Here is an 18,648-nt window from a genome sequence, read left to right as displayed (position 1 = left end):
AGCTGTTCCGGCTGTACCGGGAGGAACGGCTCACGGTGCGCCGCAGAGGTGGCCGCAAGCGGGCCCTCGGCACACGAACTCCGATGACGGTGCCGCTGCTCCCGAATGATCGCTGGTCGCTCGACTTCGTGTCGGATCAGATGACCGATGGCCGGCGCTTCCGCATCCTGACCGTGGTCGACGACTGCACCCGCGAGTGCCTGGCGCTGGTGCCCGACACTTCACTCTCGGGCGCCCGGGTCGCTCGGGAATTGGACCGGCTGGTCGCCGAGCGCGGCAAGCCCAAGATGGTGGTGAGCGACAACGGCAGCGAGCTCACGAGCAATGCCATCCTGACATGGACCGATCAGAGCCGTGTCGCCTGGCACTACATCGCGCCGGGCAAACCCATGCAGAACGCCTTCATCGAGAGCTTCAACGGCCGCCTGCGGGATGAACTGTTGAACGAGACCCTGTTCACCTCGCTCGCCCAGGCCCGCGTCGCGCTCCGATGCTGGCGGACCGACTATAACGACGCTCGGCCGCACTCCCAGCTCGGATGGAAGACGCCATCCGAGTTCGCCGCCACCTGCAATCCGCGTCGGGATCTGGCGCTGCGCTATGCCGAGAGCTCCGCGCCAGCTCCCGCCGCTACGACCGCCCGGATGGGCACATCAAACCGCCCGAACGAACTCAGGTCTGGATAAAACTTGGGGGCAAGGTCGGTTTGGCACCACGGGCTCGTTGAGCTAAGAAGTGCAGTCATTCCCTGGCGTCCCAATTTCGTCCTCCGGCTAGGACTTGATGCTGATCTTGTTCCAGAAGGGCGGTGGGTCTGACCCGCGACGTCAAGAGGACAGTGCAAATAATACCTTTCGCGTGGTGCGACACACCCAATCCTACCACAACCTTACCGCCAAACCCAGCGGCCCCCGAAACCCGAACCCGTGCCATCGCACGCTCGCCGCATCGACCAGCTCCATCCCCGGAAACCTCTCAAACAGCAGCAGCAGGATGGCGCCGACGGTGCGGCGGGAGAGGTGGGCGCCGGCGCAGTGGTGGGGGCCGTTGCCGAAGGCCTGTGGGGGGTGGGGTCGCGCAGGGCGTTGTAGGTCTCGCCGTCGGTGAACAGCTCCTCGTCGCGGTTGGCGGATGCCTGGATGGTCATCACGGTGTCGCCCTTCGGGATCAGGCAGCCGCGGATCTCGGTGTCCTCCATCACCAGGCGTGAGCTTGCCTGGATCGGCGCCACCCAGCGCACGCCTTCCTCGAAGGCGGAGCGCCATTTGTCCTGCGCGCGCACGGCGGTGAGCTGCTCCGGGTTGGTCAGCAGGCCGTAGAGGATCGTCAGCAGAGCGTCGCGCGGCTCGTTGATGCCGCGGCAACGGCCTCTGCACAGGAATGTGCGAGACGCGATATTCGCCTTTCGAGCCCGCGGCTAAGGCGTCCAGTTCGCCGGGCCCAACAGGGTCGGAGGAATGAGTGCGCCGGTCATGGCGTGGATGAAGTGAAATCTCGTGCAGGCCGGGCAGCTCACGGTCTCGAAGGTCACGGTCTCGAACCGACAGTCGTCCTTCGGCTGGTGCAGGATGGCATCGACCTCGGACCCGGTCTGGGGGCAGCGAAATGTGATCGGACAATCCATCATCCCATCTCCGGTGCAAACTCGAAAGTTGGGTCGCCGCAGGTTGCGCCTGATTCTCCGGGGTTGACTGAGCAATATTGATCAGCCGCTCGCGTTCGCCTCTGGCAGTCTGGTCGCGGGAGACATTGGGAGACGCGCTTGAACAGCCGCTTCGCCCCGCCCGAAAGGCCCCGAGGCGGATCAGGCGGCGCTTCAGACCCGCTGTATCACGGGGCGTCCAGTCGTGGCCGCCGCCCGCGAACGACGCGTCATGGCGTCGCGTGCCGTGCGGCGACGTCGAAGCTTGGATGACGACCATGCCGGGGAGCCGATCATGATCGCGAATTCCATCCTGCGACGTTTGACGCTTCACCTGATGGGAGACACGGATGTTGATCGACGTCAGGGTCGATGGAAACGTCGAGGGCGGTGAGCAGTTGTCGCAGGACGTGAAGGCGTCGCTTCATGCGGTGCTCCATCGCTATGAGGATCAGGTCCGGCGGATCGACGTGCAGCTCAGCGACGCGGTGAGCCACAAGCCCAGTCACGACGACAAGAGCTGCAAGATCGAGGTGCACCGTGACGGCGGCGAGCCGATCGTCGCGGTACATCAGGACAGCTTCATGGAGCAGGCCGTGCGTGGCGCGGTCCACAAGCTGGAGCGCGCGCTCGACCACGCCTTCGGCAAGGAGGCGGTGTCCGATCAGCTTCGGGATCATCGCTAGACCCGTGGCGGGACGGTTTGCCGGCAAGGCCGCCGGTTGGGAGATCCGTGATGGATGTGCTTGCTGATGAGATCACCGACATCGGGCCGCAGCCGCAGGCGTTCGACATCGAGCGGGCGACCCGGGACAATGCCAATTATCGGTCGGTCGCCTGGAGCGGACGCTATCTGCAGGTGACGCTGATGTCGATTCCGGTCGGCGGCGACATCGGCCTGGAGGCGCATCCGGAAACCGATCAGTTCCTGCGGCTCGATGCCGGCCGCGGCCGGGTGCAGATGGGCCCGCGAAGGACAGGCTGACATTCGACCAGACGGTGTCGAACGGCTGGCGCGTGCTCGTTCCGGCCGGGACCTGGCACAACATCACCAACATCGGCCCGACGCCGATGCAGGTCTATGCGATCCATGCGCCGGCGCATCACACGCCCGGCAAGGTGCAGGCGACGGCGGCCGCGGCCGCAGCCGATCGTGACGACGCGCCCGCGGCCTGGTCCGTGCAACCCAAACAGGTGGTCGATCACCACGGATGATCGACCGCGAGGATGCGATGAGGCCTCATTCGCTCGGCCGGCTCGCGCTGAGGACATGATCGAACGCGCGGGGTCTGGTGCATGTCGGTCTCTCGTTCGAGGCGGCTCCGCCGTGAGCATCCTCCATCATGTGAGTGGCGACATCGCATGGAAGGTCTCGCATCGATTGCAGAAGGGCGCTCGCGGCGCCCCGGCCTCGCCGAAAGCTCAATCGGAGGATGATAAGCAGATTGATCTAGCGCAAAGCGAGAGGAGGTTTCCACCGTAAAGTTCGGCATGTCCATCAACAACATGTCCATCGAGCGGGATGGGGGCTGTGCCGAGTTCGAACCTCGCCAGATTTGATCCGAAGGCCTTTCTCGACAAGGTTTGCCCGGGCCAGAAGGTCCTGAAGGTTCCCAAGGGGGGAAGCGTGTTCGCCCAGGGTGATCCGGCCGACGCCCTGTTCTTTCTCCAACAGGGAAAGATCAAGCTGTCCGTCGTCAACGACGTCGGCAAGGAAGCGGTCATCGGCATCGTCGATGCCGGGCAGTTTCTTGGCGAAGGCTGTCTGACGCGGCAGGCGGTGCATACCGGCTCGGCATTCGCGCTGCAGGATTGCGTGGTCACCGCCATCGCCAAGAAGACGATGATCGCAGCGCTTCGCCTCTACCCTGAGCTTGCGGAGATGTTCATCGCGTTTCTGCTGGCGCGGATCGACCGGTTCGAAGCGGACCTGATCGACCAGCTCTTCCATAGCAGCGAAAAGCGGCTGGCGCGGCTGCTTCTGACGATGGCCAATTACGGCCGTGACGAAACGCCGCTGCCGGTCATTCCAAGAATCAGCCAGGAAACGCTGGCCGAAATGATCGGCACGACGCGGTCGCGCGTCAGTCATTTCATGAACAAGTTCAGAAGGGCGGGCCTGATCGAATATGACGGCGAGATCGTCGTCTATCCGGCGCTGCTGCAAGCCGTCCTGAACGACAACCTGCAGGCGGAGCAGCAGAACTAGCTGCGGGTGTGCAGCGCGCGGGTGGTCTGTCTTGCACAGACGGTTCTGTCCGCATCGCTAGCTGCCCATAACTCGCCGCCGGGCTCCGCGTTTCGTTTCGCCGCTTGAAGGCGGGACGCGCGAAGCGTTCGTGACGGGGTGAAGTGTTGCGTAGGGAGGGGACCACATGTTCAAGCAGCAGTTTTCCGACGCGTCTGACGCGTGCGCACTTGCCGAAGCCATTGTGGACACAGTCCGGGAGCCGCTGCTCGTCCTCGACCACGATCTCCGCGTGATTGCCGCCAGCCGTTCGTTCTATCTCACCTTCTCCGCGGCGCCCGAGGATGTGCTGGGACAACTCTTCTATGAGCTGGATGACGGCGCCTGGAATATTCCGGCGCTGAAGTCGTGGCTGGGCCAGATCTTCTCCAACACCGGCGCGCTGCATGATTTCGAGGTGGAGCACGTTTTTCCCGCCGTCGGCCCCCGGGCGATGCGGCTGAACGCCCGGCAGGTGTCCTACACGGTCGGGTCCCATACGACCATCCTGCTCGGCCTCGAGGACGTCACCAGCGAGCGCGCGATGGCGCGCCGGAACGAGGAGCTGCTGCGTCAGAAGGACATGCTGCTCGAGGAGTTTCAGCACCGGGTCGGCAACAGCCTGGCGATCATCGCCAGCATCATCTCGTTGAAGGCACGGTCCGTCGGCTCCGAGGAGGCGCGACGCCACCTGGACGACGCCCGCGATCGGGTCATCTCGTTCGCGAACATCCAGCAGAGTCTCCACACCTCCGCGCGCAGCGGCGTGATCGCGCTCGGACCGCATTTCGCGAGGCTCTGCCAGGCGATCTCGCAATCGATGATCGCCGACCAGCAGCGGACCAGGATCGAAACCCGCGGTGACGGTCAGGCGACGACGAGCGAAGCTGAAAGTCTCGGGCTGATCGTCACCGAGCTCGTCATCAACTCCCTCAAGCATGCCTTTCCCGAGGACACCGCGAATGGGCTGATCACCGTGATCTACGAGTCCTCCGGAGCCGGCTGGACCCTGTCCGTCTCGGACAATGGAACGGGGAAATTGCAGGTGAACGGCCGGCCGAAGGGGGGCCTCGGCACCGGCATCATCATGGCCCTGGCGAAGCAGCTCGGTGCCGAGGTCACGACCGTGGCCGGCCGGCCCGGCACGACCGTCTCGGTGCGTCACGCCGCCGTGGCGACATGCGACGACTTGACCGGAGCAAGCGTGCCGTCCGCTCCCGCGATCCGATCCAGGGCCGAATCCAGGGCAGGATCCACGGCCGGATCGCGGACCGTCAGCCGATCGTGACGTCGTCGCCGATCAGTCCAGCATCGCCCGAACTCGTCTCCTCGCGCGACGCCGCTCCATCCGCAGGCCCCGCGGGCCGGTCCTACTGCAGCCGAACCGGCAGATTGAGCGGGCCGCGGAAGCCGAAGCCGTGCCAGCGCACGCTCGCGGGATCGGGCAGCGTCATGTCGGGGAAGCGCTCGAACAGCATCGGCAGCAGGATGGCGCCGACGGTGCGGCGGGAGAGGTGGGCGCCGGCGCAATGATGCGGGCCGTTGCCGAAGGCCTGGTGGGGATTGGGGTCGCGCAGCGCGTTGTAGGTCTCGCCATCGTCGAACAGGTCCTCGTCGCGGTTGGCGGAGGCCTGGATCGTCATCACGGTGTCGCCCTTCGGGATCAGGCAGCCGCGAATCTCGGTGTCTTCCATCACGAGACGTGAGCTCGCCTGGATCGGCGCCACCCAGCGCACGCCTTCCTCGAAGGCGGAGCGCCATTTGTCCTGTTCGCGCACGGCGGCAAGCTGCTCCGGATTGGTCAGCAGGCCATAGAGGATCGTCAGCAGGGCGTCGCGCGGCTCGTTGATGCCGCCGCCGATCGCGATCTTGATGTTGGCGATGATCTGGCTGTCCGGAATCGGGTTCTTCGCGTTCACCATGAAGGAGAGCGCCGACGAATCCGGCTCGGCGCGCACGCGCTCCATGTTGGCGCGGATGCAGCGGTCCATCTCCGCGTTGGCGATATCAGACGCGTCGAACGGCCCCGGAGTCCAGCCGAAATTGCCGGCGCCGTCGATCAGGGCCTGCGACCAGCGCTGCATGTCGGCATCGCCGGCGTCGGGAATGCCCATCACTTCAGCGAGAATGCGCGCGGCCAGCGGGCCGGCGAGGGCGGGGAATAGGTCGACGACCTCGCCGCGCGGCAGGCGGTCGAGATATTCAGCGGCGAATTTGGTGTAGAGCGGCTCCCAGACGGCTTCGATCGTCTTCGGCATCAAGGCGGGCATCATCGCCATGCGCTCGGTCCGGTGCTCGTCGTGATCCTTGCGCATCAAGGTATGCGCGAGGAAGGCGCGCTTCATCGGCGTGTTCGGATCGTTGGACGAGAACAGCGCCGCATTGTCCTTCACATATTTGGTATCAGCCGCTTTGGTGAGGAACGTGCGGCCCACGGATTTGACCCGCAACACGGGGGCTTCGCGTCTCAGGCGCTGGTAGATCGGATAGGGATCGCGCGTCAGCTCCGCGATCGTGATGGTCTCGTCCAGGGGAGCCAGGGTCGCGGTCGGCATGGGGCGCTCCTATTGGATGCGGGCCAGCGCGTGTCTCGCCTCAAGGATAGTGGCCGGGACGGACCCGTGCAATCCTGGTCCGATGCATTGGCCGGGAGGGGCGCGGCCGGATCGCCGATTTCGGCGGCTGGCAAGCGGCGTTCGGGCTGTGAGTTCCTAGCACCAATTCAGCCGGTCAGTCCTGCGCAGCCGGCGAGACCTCCTGCGGCTTGATCAGCAGCTCTCCCTCGCGGCGCAGGTTTCCTGCGGCGAGAAGATCCTTGAGGCTGCCTTGCAACGCCTCGCGCAACTGGGCGCTGGTCGAACCGAAGCCGAACAGCCGGGCGACCGCCTGGATCAACTGGTCTTCCTCGGCGCCGTAGTTTTGCTCCACGACCTGCACGATGGCCGCCTTGATCTCCTCCGGCGGCAGCATCTCGGGCTTGCGCAAAGACTGCGATTGCACGTCCTCGCGGCTTCGAACGACGATCGCCTGGCCGGGCACGGCGTAGAACGGACCTCCAGCGATCTGTCCCTTCGCGACTGCCGATCTCAGCGCCGTTCGCACGGCATCGCGGATGCGATTGCCGGCGCGGGCAAGGCCCCAGGCCGATCTGATCCGGACGATGATTTCCGATTCATGCACCGGCCCTTCGATGGCGACGATCTCGACGACGTGCCGCGTCATGTCGGCGAGCGGCGTCTCGTGCGGCTCGATCTCCCGACGGACGCGCAGCTTCGCCTCTTCATAGGAGGCCACCGTTGGTGCCTGCGCGAGGATCTCCAGAGGGCGCTCGGTCTGCTCCGGCGCCGGCACATCGGGGTTTGCCGGAGGCTCGGGTTCAGCTCGAGCAGTCCCTTGGTCGATGTCCCGCCAATGCGCCTTCGCAGCGTCGATCGCGCGGAGGACCTTCTCGGTTTCCTCCTTGGGTCGGAGAAACCAGTCCGTCGACCAGATGCGATGCAGCACCCAGCCATGCGCTTCCAGCACGTTCTGTCGCAGGCGGTCGCGGTCCCGCGCCGAACGAGACGCATGGTACTGGGCGCCGTCGCATTCGATCCCCAGCAGGAAGCGGCCGGGCTTGTCGGGGTCGACGATAGCGAGATCGACGAAGAATCCGGCGGTGCCGATCTGGGTCTTCACGTCGTGACCAAGCGCCCGGAGCCTGTCGGCGACCTGCTCCTCGAACACCGAGTCGGGATCGCGCCCGGTCTCCTGCGCGATGCCGAGCTGCCCCGTCTGCGCGAAGGTCAGGAACGTCTTCAGCGCCGCGATGCCGCGGCCCTTGGCGCGCGACAGGTCGATGTCGTCGCCGGTGATCGAGGAGAAGACCTCGCAACGGAGCTTGGCGCGCGAGATCAGCACGTTCAGCCGGCGCTCGCCTCCGTCGGAGTTGAGGGGACCGAAGCTCATCGAGACGAAGCCTTCCTTCGTTCTCCCATAGCCTATGGAGATGAAGATGACGTCGCGTTCGTCGCCCTGGATGTTCTCGAGGTTCTTCACGAAGAACGGCTCGCTGGCACCGCGGACGAAGAACGTCTCCGTTTCCGGGTTCTCTTTACGCAAGATTTCGAGCTGATCCTGAATCGCCTGGCGCTGCGCCACCGAGAAGGTCGCGACGCCAAGGCTTCGGTCCGGCGTCTCGCGCGCATGGCGCATGACGGCCTCGGCGACGAGCCGCGCTTCCCTGGGGTTGGTCCGGCTGCTTCCACGTTCGTAGTGTGCATCGGGGTTGTAGTTGAACTTCAACCCCATTCCCGCGACGGCGTCGTACGGGCTCGGCACGATGAACAACCGGTTGTCGTAGAACTGCTTGTTGGACACGGCGATCAGCGACTGATGCTTGCTGCGATAGTGCCAGTTCAGCATCCGATGCGAGAGGCCCTTGGCAAGGCAGAGGTCGAGAATGCTTTCCGCATCCTTGACCTGGAATGTCGGCTGATCCTCGTCGTCGTTGTCCTCGTCATCATTGCCTGTCAGCTTCGCGAAGAAGCGCGTCGGCGGCAGTTGCCGCTCGTCGCCGACCACCACCATCTGCCGGCAGCGCGCGACGGCGCCGAGCGCATCGACCGGCTCGATCTGCGAGGCCTCGTCGACGACCAGCAGATCGAAAGCGATCGCGCCGGGCTTCAGGAACTGCGCCACCGACAGCGGACTCATCAGGAAGATCGGCTTGATCTGCTGGACGACCGGGCCGGCGCGCTCCAGGAGTTGACGGATCGGCAGATGGTTGCGCTTCTTGGCAAGCTCGCCGTTCAGCACGCCGAGCGGCCCGATGCCACCGGCGTTGCGCGGCAGCGCCGCGGCATGCTCGTGGGCGATCTGATCGCGGGCCAGTTGCATCCGTGCGACGTCGAGCTTGCGGAAGCCGTCGACCAGCCGATCGTGCGATTCGCCGTCGAAACGTTTCAGTTCAGGATGGTCAGCGAAGATCACGCTGCGCATGGCGTCGTAATAGGATCGGTCGAAAGCGGCTTCGAGCGCTTCGCCCGGCAAGGAGCCGTCGAGCGCGCGATCGACCAGCGCGGCGAGACCTTGCGCGCGCGCAAGGCGGACCCGGCCCATGAACGCGATCCAGCGGGTGAGGCGCTCGGTCGCGTTCTGCCACTCCGACAAAGTCTGCGACAGCTCGTCCAGCCGGATCTGGTCGCCGGCGTCGAGTGGGATGCGGGCGGGCTCCAACTGGAGAGAGTCGATCAGCCCGCGGAGGCCGGACATCAGACTTGCGAGGCTGTGGTTGAGCTGTTCGATCGATCGCCGATCATCGGCCGACAGCTTAAGCTGCGTCAGCCGCTGGCGCGTTTCATCGCTTGCAAACGGTTTGGGGAATGCAGTCCACCAGGTCGCCAATTTGGAAAGCGCATCCCAATCCGACCGTTCCTTCTGCCACGCGGTCCCGAAGGCGGTGCTGCCGGCGGCTTCGACCTCCTCGAAGGACCGGCGAGCGGCTTGCGCCGCGATCAGGCCGTCGATCAGCAGAAGCCGCTGCTCGAGCGTTTTCGGCATCGGCACCTTCAGGTACGAGGCCAGCAGCGCCACCTGTTGGCGATAACGCGGGCTGAGCAGGCGCAGCCAGGAGCGGCCCTTCTCGGCGATGACCTTGCGGCAATCGGCGATCGGTGCATCCCAGGCGGCCTCGACGAAGGCGCTCTCGAAGGCCGTCCTCAATTTCGCGTAGCGCAGTCCCTTGTCGACGATGTCCGTGATGAGTCCGGCCTGGCTCCAGACGACCTCGCGGAAGGCAGTCCGATCGCACTCCGGCATCGCGGCCGCGGCCTCCGCAAAGGCGAGTATCCCCACGGCATCGGCCAAGGTGGCCGGTGGCGGGAGATCGAGCAGCGTGCCGAGGCGGGCCGCGCCTGTGGATACGCTGCCGACAACGTTCGAAATGTCGTCGAGTGATTTTCGCAGCTCTGTCATCTCGGCCGGATCCAGCGCGTCGCGGCCGACACCGCGCCAGGGATGCAGGTGCGGCGCGCCGTCGGCCGCAATCCGTTCGGCGAGCTCGGCGATCAGCTCACGCCGCCGCTCCAGATCCAGGGGAGACCAGGAGGGCGCGCCCTGCAACGGGTAGGGCGGCTGCGCGGAGATGTCCCCGCAGCGCACGAGGTGACCGAGCAGCCTGAATGGCGTCAGCTCGCTCGGCTGGTGCGGCTGGTGCATCATGTCCGCATGCCGGTTGAGGCCATCACGGCTGTCGCTCAGGCGCTGCACCAGCGTGGCTTCGCCGCGCGGGACCGGGACCTCAGCCGATTTGCAGCGTTTCAGCTCTTCGAGCAGAACGCGCTTGTTGGCCTTGTTGGAGTGCAGCTCCAGCGCGAGCGCGCCGAGACCGACATGCTTCAGCCGCCGGTGCACGACCTCGAGCGCCGCCATCTTCTCGGCCACGAACAGCACCGTTTTCCCCTCGGCTGCCGCCGACGCGATGATGTTGGTGATGGTCTGCGATTTGCCGGTCCCAGGCGGTCCCTTGACGACGAGGTCGCGTCCACGGACCACTTCCTCGATCACCACGGCCTGCGATGAATCCGCGTCGACGACATGGTTCATCGCCACTGGCTGGATGACGGAATCGATCTTGCCGTCGTCGGCCACGATCGGCTCCGCGCCCTCGAAGCCGTCCTGAAGCAGCGCTGAGATCAGGGGATGACGATCAAGGCTGCCATCTGCGGGCCAGTTGTCAGGGTCCAGATCGCGATACATCAGGAACTTGGAGAACGAGAAGAAGCCGAGGACGATCGCGTCCGCCCTGACCTCCCACCTCTGCTTGTTGGCGACCGTCTCCGCGACGCCGGCGAGATAGGTCGCGATGTCGACGTCGTCCTCGTCGCCAAAATCCTCGATCTTGAGTCCGAACTCGGCGTCGAGCTTGGCCTGGAGCGAGAGGTTCGGCGACGGCGGCTCAGCGCGCGAGACCAGGTGAAACCGATCAGCGGCGCTGCTGCGTTCGAGGCGAACGGGCAGCAGGACGAGCGGCGCGAAGCGCTCGACGTCGGATTTGTCGTCCTCGAACCATTTCAGCAGCCCGAAGGCGAGATAAAGGATATTGACGCCCTGTTCTTCCTCGAGCGTTCGTGCGTCGTACCAGATATCCAGCAGGCGCTTCTGCAGCGCCTCCGATGACAGCCGGGTCTTGAGCCGGGTGTCCGGCTGCCGCGTCTGCGACTCCGAATCATCACCTCCCTGGTCCCCCTTGGTGGTCGGCGTGTCGGATCGCGGCGCCGGCTCGCTCAAGGGCAGGGTGCCGTCCGTGTCCGCAGTCTCTGCCTTCGTCGGAAGGAACGTGAAGCGTTTGCCTTCGCCGAGAAGCTCGAAGAGCGCAGCAGAGCGCGCGCCGACGATGTCGATGGTGCGGATGGTCTTGGTCTTGAGCGGGATGTGCACGAGCCGGTTGCGCGTGCCCAGATCGAGCAGCGCGCGCCGGTCCGCCAGCAATCGGTCTCTTACGGATGTGGTTGCCACGTGCAATCCTCCTGCGATTCGAGGATTGCAACCCGAAGTCATCTCGGTCAAGCGTTCGGCACGATGGAGATCGTGCTCATTGAGCAATGCTTAATCTCCTCGGAGAATTTCATCTCCCCATGAGAGGGAGATGAAACTCGTATGCGGCCTAGGCCGCCGCCTTATGCCGCGCCAGTTCCGCCTTGTAGAGCTCGAACTCCTCGGCGATGGCACGGGCGATCGACGGCCGCACGCGCAGGCGCTCGTAGTACGCCTTCACGGCCGGCCATTTCGCGAGCTGGACCGGCGGCGTTGCCATGGTCCAGTTGATCACGGTGACGAGATACGCGTCGGCGACCGTGAAATGATCGAGCAGATAGTCGCGATCCCGCAGGTGGTTCTCGAGATGATCGAGCCGCGACAGGTTCTTCTTCAGGACATGGGCCTTCATCTCCTCGGGCGCGGTCTTGTCGAGGATCGGGATGAACAGTCCCTTGTGCAGCTCGGTGCCGATGAAGCAGAGCCATTGATGCAGCCGGCTGCGGTCCATGCCGGGGCCGGTGCCGAGCTTCGCCTCGGGGAAGCGATCGGCGACATATTGCAGGATCGCGGCATTCTCGGTCAGCAGGTCGCCGTCATCGGTGCGGAGCGTCGGGACGAGCCCGAGCGGATTGACGGCGCGGAAATCGGAGCCGTCGTTGAGGACGATCTTCGTCTTCGGATCGACCTCGAGATAATTCGCCGCAGCGCCAGCTTCATACAGCGCGATGCGGGTGGCGAGCGAGCAGGCGAGCGGCGAGAAATACAGGTCCATGGACGTCTCCCTCGGGCTCCGGACCGGAGCGTTGATTGATTTTTATACTGTCTCGCATAATATAAGGCCGGTCAAGGAATTTATTGCGAAATGGTACAAAAAAAGAAAGGGCCGCCGCAGGGCGACCTTCCCCAGAAAATCGCTGCCGCCCCGGTCGAGCCGAAGCGGCGCGGGAGGCCGCGGGCGTATGAGCCGGATGTCGCGCTCGGCAAGGCGCTCGACCTGTTCCGGTCAACCGGATTCGCCGCGACCTCGCTCGACGATCTCAGCGCCGCCACCGGCATGAACCGGCCGAGCCTCTATGGCGCGTTCGGCGACAAGCGCGAGCTCTACATCAAGAGCTATCAGCGCTATCGCGACAATGCCCGCGCGGTGATGGGCGAGATCTTCCGTCACGACTGGCCGGTGCGCGAGCAGCTGCAGAAGATCTTCGCCGCCGCACTCGACATCTATCTCTCGGGCGAGGAGGGGCCGCGCGGCTGCTTCACGGTGATGACGGCGGGCTCGGAAGCGGTCGCCGATCCCGACATCCGCGCCATGGTGCAGAACGCCCTGACCGAGCTCGACATGGCGTTTGCGCGCTGCTTCCGCCGCGCCAAGGAGAAGGGCGAGCTGCCTGCGGACGCCGACCCCGCAGTGCTGGCGCGGCTGGCGTCGGCGACGATCCACTCGATCGCGGTCCGCGCTCGCGCGCGGGCGCCGCGTCAGGAGCTGGAGGCGATCGTCGCCGGCGCAATCGATGTGATGGTCGGCAAAGGATAGCGCTTCAATATCCCCTGATGCGATCGACCAGGTTGCGCAGCGCCCCGCCGGCCTCGAAGGTCGCGATCTGCTCGGCGACGTAGCGCGAGATCGCGTCGGCGTCGGTGTCGGCTGCATTGTGCGGCGTCAGCACCACCTTCGGGTGGGTCCAGAACGGGCTGTCGGCGGGCAGCGGCTCCTGGCCGAACACGTCGAGCGAGACCGAACCAAGCGTGCCGTCGTCGAGGCAGGCGAGGATGTCGGCCTCGTTCTGCAGCCCGCCGCGGCCGGCATTGATCATGACGGGGGCGCCGAGCGGTGATGAGCGCCTGAGCTTGGCGAACATCTTGCGGTCGAGAATGCCGCGCGTATCCGGCGTCAGCGGCAGCAGCGACACCAGGATGTCGGTCCGCGCCAGGAACGCGTCGAGCTGCGCCGCGCCATGGAAGCATTCGATGCCGTCAGCCTGCTTGGCGCTGCGGCTCCAGCCGGCGACCTGGAAGCCCAATCGCTTGAGCACCTCGGCTGCGTCGATCCCGAGCGTGCCCAGTCCGAGAACGCCGACGCCGATCGCGGCCGCCGGCCACTGGTATTTCGGCGCCCAGCGCTTCACGCGCTGCGACTCGCGCAGATACAGCTCCTGGCGATGATGCATCAGCACGTGCAGCACGACATATTCGGTCATTCGCGCGGTGAGATCGTCGACCGCGACGCGGACCAGGGGCACGCTGGGCAGCGTCTTGTCCGCCATCAGCGCGTCGACGCCGGCGCCGAGGTTGAAGATCACGCGCAGGTTCGGAAAGCCGGCGAGCTCGCCGGGGACCGGCTTCCAGACCGCGGCGTAATGCACCTCGGCTGGATCGAGCCCGGGATCGGGCAGCAGCACCACAGGGCGGTCGCCGCAGACATCGTCGAAACGCGCTTTCCAGCGCTGTGGCGACCAGTTGTCGGTGCCGCCATGGATCAGGAGCGCCAGCGCGCCTTTGGTCATCGGAGGGTCCTCGAGCTTATGTGACGTGTTCCACATACCAGATCGCGCGGGCACGCCAATCTCCGCCCATCAACACGGAGACAATCGTCATGCGCAAATTGCTTCTCGCCACTGCTTTCGTCGTCGCGTCTGCCTCGGTCCAGGCCCAGACCATCGATGTCGGGTCGATCCTGTCGGCCAACGGCATCTCGATCGGCAAGGGCAGTCAGCCGCAGGCCGGCGGCCAGACGCAGGACGGTATGTCCCCGAACGCGGGCAGCCAAGGTGGACAGAGCGCCGCGGGGCAAGGCCAAGGCAAGTCGCTGCGCCAGGCCGGCCGAGCCAAGCAGCCGCGCGAGAGCGCGCAGGAGAGCCGGGCGCGCAACATCGCGGCCAAGTACGGCATCTCCTGGTAGGCAGCTTGTTCCTGCAGGCGGAACCCCGCGAAAATACTTCGTGGGACTGTCGGCCGGAGGCATACTCCGCCGTCTTGAAGACGAAGGGAGATGCCTGCCGATGTTGTACGCGCTGCTCTGCTATCATGACGAGGATGTCGTCTGCGCCTGGAGCAAGGACCAGGATGCCGCGGTCATGGCCAAGCTTGCCGTCATCCAGGAGAAGCTCGCCAAGCAGGGGCGGCTCGGGCCGGTGGCGCGGCTGCTGCCGACCACAGCTGCGACGACGCTCCGGAAGGAGGATCCGCCGCTCGTCATCGACGGCCCCTATGCCGAGACCAAGGAGCAGCTGCTCGGCTTCTATCTCGTCGACTGCGCCAATCTCGATGAGGCGCTGGAGGTCGCGCGCGAGCTCGGCGAGGCCAATCCCGGCGGCTCCTACGAGATCCGTCCCGTCGGCACGTTCAGGCCGGGTGGAGCGCTGGCATGACCGATACGGCCTGGATCGATGCGGCCCTGACATCGGCACGACCCCAGGCCGTCGGCGCGCTGCTGCGCTATTTCCGCGATCTCGACACGGCGGAGGAGGCGTTCCAGAACGCCTGCCTGCGCGCCCTGAAGAGCTGGCCGCAGAACGGTCCGCCGCGCGATCCGGCGGCCTGGCTGATCATGGTCGGACGCAACGCGGCCATCGACGATGTCCGCCGGGTCCGCCGCGAGCAGCCGCTGCCGGATGACGAGGCGATCTCCGATCTCGACGACGCCGAGAGCGCGCTCGCCGAGCGGCTCGACGGCTCGCACTACCGCGACGACATCCTCCGCCTGCTGTTCATCTGCTGTCACAAGGACCTGCCGGCGACGCAGCAGATCGCGCTGGCGCTGCGGGTGGTGTCCGGCCTGACGGTGAAGCAGATCGCCCGCGCCTTCCTGGTCAGCGAGGCGGCGATGGAGCAGCGCATCACCCGCGCCAAGGCGCGCGTCGCGCAGGCGGACGTGCCGTTCGAGACGCCGGGCGCGATCGAGCGCGCCGAGCGCCTGACCGCGGTCGCGGCCATGATCTACCTGATCTTCAACGAGGGCTATTCGGCCAGCGGCGAGACCGCGGCGCTGCGCCAGCCGTTGTCCGAGGAGGCCATCCGGCTGGCGCGGCTGCTGCTGCGGCTGTTTCCGAGCGAGCCCGAAATCATGGGGCTGACGGCGCTGCTGCTGCTGCAACACGCGCGCAGCGCCGCCCGCTTCGATGCGGAGGGGACGCTGATCCTTCTCGACGAACAGGATCGCTCGCTGTGGAACCAGCCGATGATCGCGGAAGGCGTGGCCCTGATCGACAAGGCGATCCGCCACCGCCACAGCGGCCCGTACCAGATCCAGGCGGCGATCGCGGCGCTGCATTCGCGCGCCGCGCGCCCGGAGGACACCGACTGGACGCAGATCGATCTGCTCTATGGCGCGCTGGAAGTGGTGCAGCCCTCGCCGGTGGTGACGCTCAATCGCGCCGTCGCCGTCTCCAAGGTGCGCGGGGCCGAGGCGGCGCTCGATTTGATTGCGCCGCTCGAAGGGCGGCTTGCCAACTATTTCTATTTCTTCGGCGTGCGCGGCGCGCTGCTGATGCAGCTCGGGCGCAATGACGAGGCGCGGACCGCCTTCGACCGCGCCATCGCGCTGGCGCACAGCTCGGCGGAGGCCGCGCATATCCGCATGCAGCTCGATCGCCTGATGCGCGACAGCGCGACGGCTCAGGCTCGGGTCGGCCAGTGAAATACTGCCGAGATTCGGTCTAAAATTCTGCACCGGGCTGTCGGCGGCACGATCCTTCATTCGTCCTGGGAGCAGCATCACGGAGAGGAGCTGCAGATGACGACGATGGAAGAGCCGGTCTCGCGCGCCGAATTGTGGAGCGGCCGCATCCTGAGCGGTCTGGTGACGCTGTTCCTGCTGTTCGACGGCGCGGTCAAGCTCATCCCTCTGCCCGTCGTCACCCAGACGCTGGATCAGATGGGCTATGGAGCAGGCGACGCCATGGCGCGGGCGCTCGGCCTCATCACGCTTCTCTGCACCGTGCTCTATATCCTGCCGCCGACATCGTTCGTCGGCGCGATCCTGCTCACCGGCTATCTCGGCGGCGCCATCGCCTCGCATGTCCGCATCGGCAGTCCGCTGTTCAGCCACGTCCTGTTCGGCCTCTATCTCGGACTCCTGCTGTGGGGCGGCTTGTGGCTGCGCGACCGCCGCCTGCGCGCGCTTCTGCCGCTGCTGCGCTGACAAATGATCTTTCAACCAAGGAGGATGACGATGATCTGTCCCTATCTGACATTCAATGGCGATTGCGCGCAGGCGCTCAAGCACTACGGCGAGGTGCTCGGCGCCAAGGTCGACATGATGATGCGTTATGGCGAGGCGCCGCCGGAGATGCCTTCTGCACCGGAGCACAAGGACAGGATCATGCATGTGCGCTTCTCGATCGGCGGCGGCGTCCTGATGGCCTCGGATTCGCCGCCCGAATATTATCAAGGCAAGCCGCACGGAATCTCGGTCTCGCTCCAGATCGCAGACCCGGCCGAGGCGGAGCGTAAGTTCCACGCCCTGCTCGAAGGCGGTGCCGTCACCATGCCGTTCGGCAAGACCTTCTGGTCGAAGGGCTTCGGCATGGGCGTCGATCGCTTCGGCATTCCGTGGATGATCAATTCCCCGGCGGATGGCTACGAGGCGTGACGCCGCTAGCGGCACGAGGCGTACATCGCCTTGAGCTCGCGCCCGCGCAACAACAGAAGCCGCGACGTCAGGCCGCCGCGGCGCTCGATCCAGCCGCGCACCGGCGTGGGATAAGTCTGCAGCACCAGCTTGGAAGCCTCGGGTTCCGCATAAGCGCGGCCGCGCCGGTCGACCGAGCGTGCGGCGTGGAAGCCGAGGGTGGCTCGCCGCGTCACGCAGATGCGGTCCTCGGGCACGACGCTGAGCACCAGCGTGCAGGCCGACAGGCAGGGACCGTCGATGATGACACGCTCGCCGGAGGCGCGAACCTTCTCGAACAGATCGATGAACGGCCCCACCTCGCCGCCGGGCGAGGAGATGATGCGGACGTCGGCGCGCGCCAGCATCGTCGCGATTCCCCACAGGACGACCGCCAGCAGCAAGGTCAGGATGATGCGCATCCGGCTCGGCATCGTTTCACGTGTTCCTGCGTTGGCCGCGCAAGGTCGGCAATCCGATTCCCGCGGCGTCGAAGCCGCCATCGACGGCCAGGATCTGTCCGGTGATATAGCTGGAGCGTTCGGAGCTGAGAAACAAGATGGCCTCGGCGAGCTCGTCCTCGAGGCCGTAACGGTTGAGCGGAATGGCGTCGTGATAGTCGGCGCGGATCTCCGGCGTGTGCACGTCCTTGGCCATCGCGGTCTCCACCGGGCCCGGCGCCACCGCGTTGACGCGGATGCCGGCGGATGCGAGCTCGACCGCGAGCTGCTTGGTCAGATGCGCCAGCGCCGCCTTGCTGGTGCCGTAGGCGGAGCGCAGCGTGGAGGCGCGGACGGCGGAAATCGAGGTGATGTTGACGATGGTGCCGCCGCGCTCGCGCATCAGCGGGACCGCAGCCCGCGTGCACAGAAACGGCCCGGTCAGATTGACGTCGAGGATGCGTTGCCAGTCGGCTTCGCTGGTTTCCATGATCGGAGCGAAGCGTGCGACACCGGCATTGTTGACCAGCGCATCGAGACGGCCGAACCGGTCGGCGAGGCGCGCCAACGCATCGGCGACCATCGCGGCTTCCGCGACGTCGCAATGCAGCGCGAGCGTTCGATCGGGAGATTCGAGTGCGGCCGTGGCGTCGTCGAGCAGCTTCTTCTCGATGTCGAGCAGGGCCACACGCCAGCCCTCGTGCAGAAATCTCTTTGCTGTCGCCAGCCCGATGCCGCGCGCCGCCCCGGTGATCAGGGCGACTTTGTCGGTCTGCGTCGTCGTCGATGTTTCCGTCACGGCGGTCGACTCCTCGGGCCGGCAGCCCGGCTTTTCTCTTCGTTGAGTCCTAACATGCGCTGCGCGGATCAGCTGTGAAGGCCGTCACATCTGTCAGTGTACGTTCAATCCAGCTCCGCGCGATGCGCATAGCCAGCGAAGTTCGTGGGCGTTGTCAAACAGCCAGCGGTGGTAGCGGTCGCATCAGCTCGCGTCCTCGCGGTGGAGAAGCATCCGAGTCATGCTCGCCTTGGCCTCCCGCTCGATCGGAGGGAGCAGGGAAGACCGGGAGCTTGGCGCCCCATTGGCCCCGTGCGGGAAAAATGCACGGGGCCGGAACCCCAGGTTCGGCTGAGACATCCCGGCCCTCCCTGCGCGATGGTCTGACGGCCTATAACACGCTCCCCGGGGACCGGCTGTCTTGCCCCCGTTTCC

The 18,648-nt window shown here is 65.8% G+C and carries 19 protein-coding genes and 1 pseudogene; 12 read left to right on the top strand and 8 right to left on the bottom strand.

Features of this window, described 5'->3' with window-relative positions; translation table 11 throughout:
• On the top strand, nt 1–686 hold a 686-nt coding region (locus QW868_RS03715; protein WP_316229945.1), incomplete at its 5' end, for an IS3 family transposase.
• A gap of 192 nt (nt 687–878) precedes the next feature.
• Here QW868_RS03715 and QW868_RS03710 read toward each other — a convergent pair.
• Nucleotides 879–1,357: pseudogene (locus QW868_RS03710) on the bottom strand (cytochrome P450); the annotation flags it as partial.
• A 60-nt stretch (nt 1,358–1,417) separates the two neighbouring features.
• On the bottom strand, nt 1,418–1,624 hold the full coding sequence (locus QW868_RS03705) for a hypothetical protein (RefSeq protein WP_315736291.1): 207 nt from the start codon (nt 1,622–1,624) through the stop codon (nt 1,418–1,420).
• Nucleotides 1,625–1,992: 368 nt separating this feature from the next.
• Between QW868_RS03705 and QW868_RS03700 the strand changes: the two genes are divergently transcribed.
• From QW868_RS03700 to QW868_RS03680, 5 genes are all read left to right on the top strand, one after another.
• Nucleotides 1,993–2,328 carry an HPF/RaiA family ribosome-associated protein gene (locus tag QW868_RS03700; protein ID WP_316229944.1) on the top strand — a complete coding sequence of 112 codons (336 nt, stop codon included), beginning with the start codon at nt 1,993–1,995 and terminating at the stop codon, nt 2,326–2,328.
• A gap of 50 nt (nt 2,329–2,378) precedes the next feature.
• Nucleotides 2,379–2,627, top strand: coding sequence for a hypothetical protein (locus QW868_RS03695; protein WP_316229943.1), 249 nt, complete (start codon nt 2,379–2,381; stop codon nt 2,625–2,627).
• Between the two features lie 14 nt (nt 2,628–2,641).
• Complete coding sequence (locus QW868_RS03690; RefSeq protein ID WP_316229942.1) at nt 2,642–2,857, top strand: hypothetical protein; 216 nt, start codon at nt 2,642–2,644, stop codon at nt 2,855–2,857.
• A 307-nt stretch (nt 2,858–3,164) separates the two neighbouring features.
• A complete protein-coding gene (locus QW868_RS03685) occupies nt 3,165–3,851 on the top strand; it encodes a Crp/Fnr family transcriptional regulator (protein ID WP_315779352.1) in 687 nt (228 codons plus the stop codon).
• Between the two features lie 166 nt (nt 3,852–4,017).
• Nucleotides 4,018–5,157, top strand: coding sequence for a sensor histidine kinase (locus tag QW868_RS03680; RefSeq protein ID WP_316229941.1), 1,140 nt, complete (start codon nt 4,018–4,020; stop codon nt 5,155–5,157).
• Nucleotides 5,158–5,239: 82 nt separating this feature from the next.
• On the opposite strand, the gene QW868_RS03675 is transcribed toward QW868_RS03680, so the two are convergent.
• The 3 genes from QW868_RS03675 to QW868_RS03665 form a co-directional block, all read right to left on the bottom strand.
• Nucleotides 5,240–6,424, bottom strand: a complete 1,185-nt coding sequence (locus tag QW868_RS03675) for a cytochrome P450 (protein ID WP_316229940.1) — start codon at nt 6,422–6,424, stop codon at nt 5,240–5,242.
• A gap of 175 nt (nt 6,425–6,599) precedes the next feature.
• A complete protein-coding gene (locus tag QW868_RS03670; protein WP_316229939.1) occupies nt 6,600–11,417 on the bottom strand; it encodes a DUF3320 domain-containing protein in 4,818 nt (1,605 codons plus the stop codon).
• Between the two features lie 97 nt (nt 11,418–11,514).
• Nucleotides 11,515–12,159, bottom strand: a complete 645-nt coding sequence (locus QW868_RS03665) for a glutathione binding-like protein (protein WP_315736298.1) — start codon at nt 12,157–12,159, stop codon at nt 11,515–11,517.
• A 90-nt stretch (nt 12,160–12,249) separates the two neighbouring features.
• Between QW868_RS03665 and QW868_RS03660 the strand changes: the two genes are divergently transcribed.
• The gene (locus tag QW868_RS03660) at nt 12,250–12,921 is read left to right on the top strand and encodes a TetR/AcrR family transcriptional regulator (RefSeq protein ID WP_316229938.1); all 672 of its coding nucleotides are present in this window, start codon (nt 12,250–12,252) and stop codon (nt 12,919–12,921) included.
• A gap of 4 nt (nt 12,922–12,925) precedes the next feature.
• Here the strand turns inward: QW868_RS03660 and QW868_RS03655 are convergent, their stop codons facing one another.
• Nucleotides 12,926–13,891 (bottom strand): glyoxylate/hydroxypyruvate reductase A, encoded by a 966-nt coding sequence (locus QW868_RS03655; RefSeq protein ID WP_315756036.1) that lies wholly within the window; start codon nt 13,889–13,891, stop codon nt 12,926–12,928.
• A gap of 89 nt (nt 13,892–13,980) precedes the next feature.
• Between QW868_RS03655 and QW868_RS03650 the strand changes: the two genes are divergently transcribed.
• The 5 genes from QW868_RS03650 (at nt 13,981) to QW868_RS03630 (ending at nt 16,977) form a co-directional block, all read left to right on the top strand.
• Nucleotides 13,981–14,286, top strand: a complete 306-nt coding sequence (locus QW868_RS03650) for a hypothetical protein (RefSeq protein WP_316229937.1) — start codon at nt 13,981–13,983, stop codon at nt 14,284–14,286.
• 100 nt (nt 14,287–14,386) lie between these two features.
• Nucleotides 14,387–14,755 (top strand): YciI family protein, encoded by a 369-nt coding sequence (locus QW868_RS03645; protein WP_315717600.1) that lies wholly within the window; start codon nt 14,387–14,389, stop codon nt 14,753–14,755.
• Nucleotides 14,752–16,023 carry an RNA polymerase sigma factor gene (locus tag QW868_RS03640; protein ID WP_315777769.1) on the top strand — a complete coding sequence of 424 codons (1,272 nt, stop codon included), beginning with the start codon at nt 14,752–14,754 and terminating at the stop codon, nt 16,021–16,023. The genes QW868_RS03645 and QW868_RS03640 overlap by 4 nt, the downstream gene beginning before the upstream one ends.
• 132 nt (nt 16,024–16,155) lie before the next feature.
• Nucleotides 16,156–16,527: a DoxX family protein gene (locus QW868_RS03635; RefSeq protein ID WP_315737036.1), complete on the top strand. Its 372-nt coding sequence runs from the start codon at nt 16,156–16,158 to the stop codon at nt 16,525–16,527.
• A gap of 30 nt (nt 16,528–16,557) precedes the next feature.
• Nucleotides 16,558–16,977 (top strand): VOC family protein, encoded by a 420-nt coding sequence (locus QW868_RS03630; RefSeq protein ID WP_315736303.1) that lies wholly within the window; start codon nt 16,558–16,560, stop codon nt 16,975–16,977.
• A 5-nt stretch (nt 16,978–16,982) separates the two neighbouring features.
• On the opposite strand, the gene QW868_RS03625 is transcribed toward QW868_RS03630, so the two are convergent.
• Together QW868_RS03625 and QW868_RS03620 are read right to left on the bottom strand one after the other, a co-directional pair.
• The gene (locus tag QW868_RS03625; RefSeq protein ID WP_315736304.1) at nt 16,983–17,429 is read right to left on the bottom strand and encodes a hypothetical protein; all 447 of its coding nucleotides are present in this window, start codon (nt 17,427–17,429) and stop codon (nt 16,983–16,985) included.
• Between the two features lie 4 nt (nt 17,430–17,433).
• Nucleotides 17,434–18,234 (bottom strand): SDR family oxidoreductase, encoded by an 801-nt coding sequence (locus QW868_RS03620; protein WP_315736305.1) that lies wholly within the window; start codon nt 18,232–18,234, stop codon nt 17,434–17,436.
• Nucleotides 18,235–18,648 lie beyond the last annotated feature (414 nt).

The organism is Bradyrhizobium sp. SZCCHNR1051 (genome assembly GCF_032489615.1).
Classification (GTDB): Bacteria; Pseudomonadota; Alphaproteobacteria; order Rhizobiales; family Xanthobacteraceae; genus Bradyrhizobium.
This window is presented reverse-complemented; position numbering and strand designations above follow the sequence as displayed.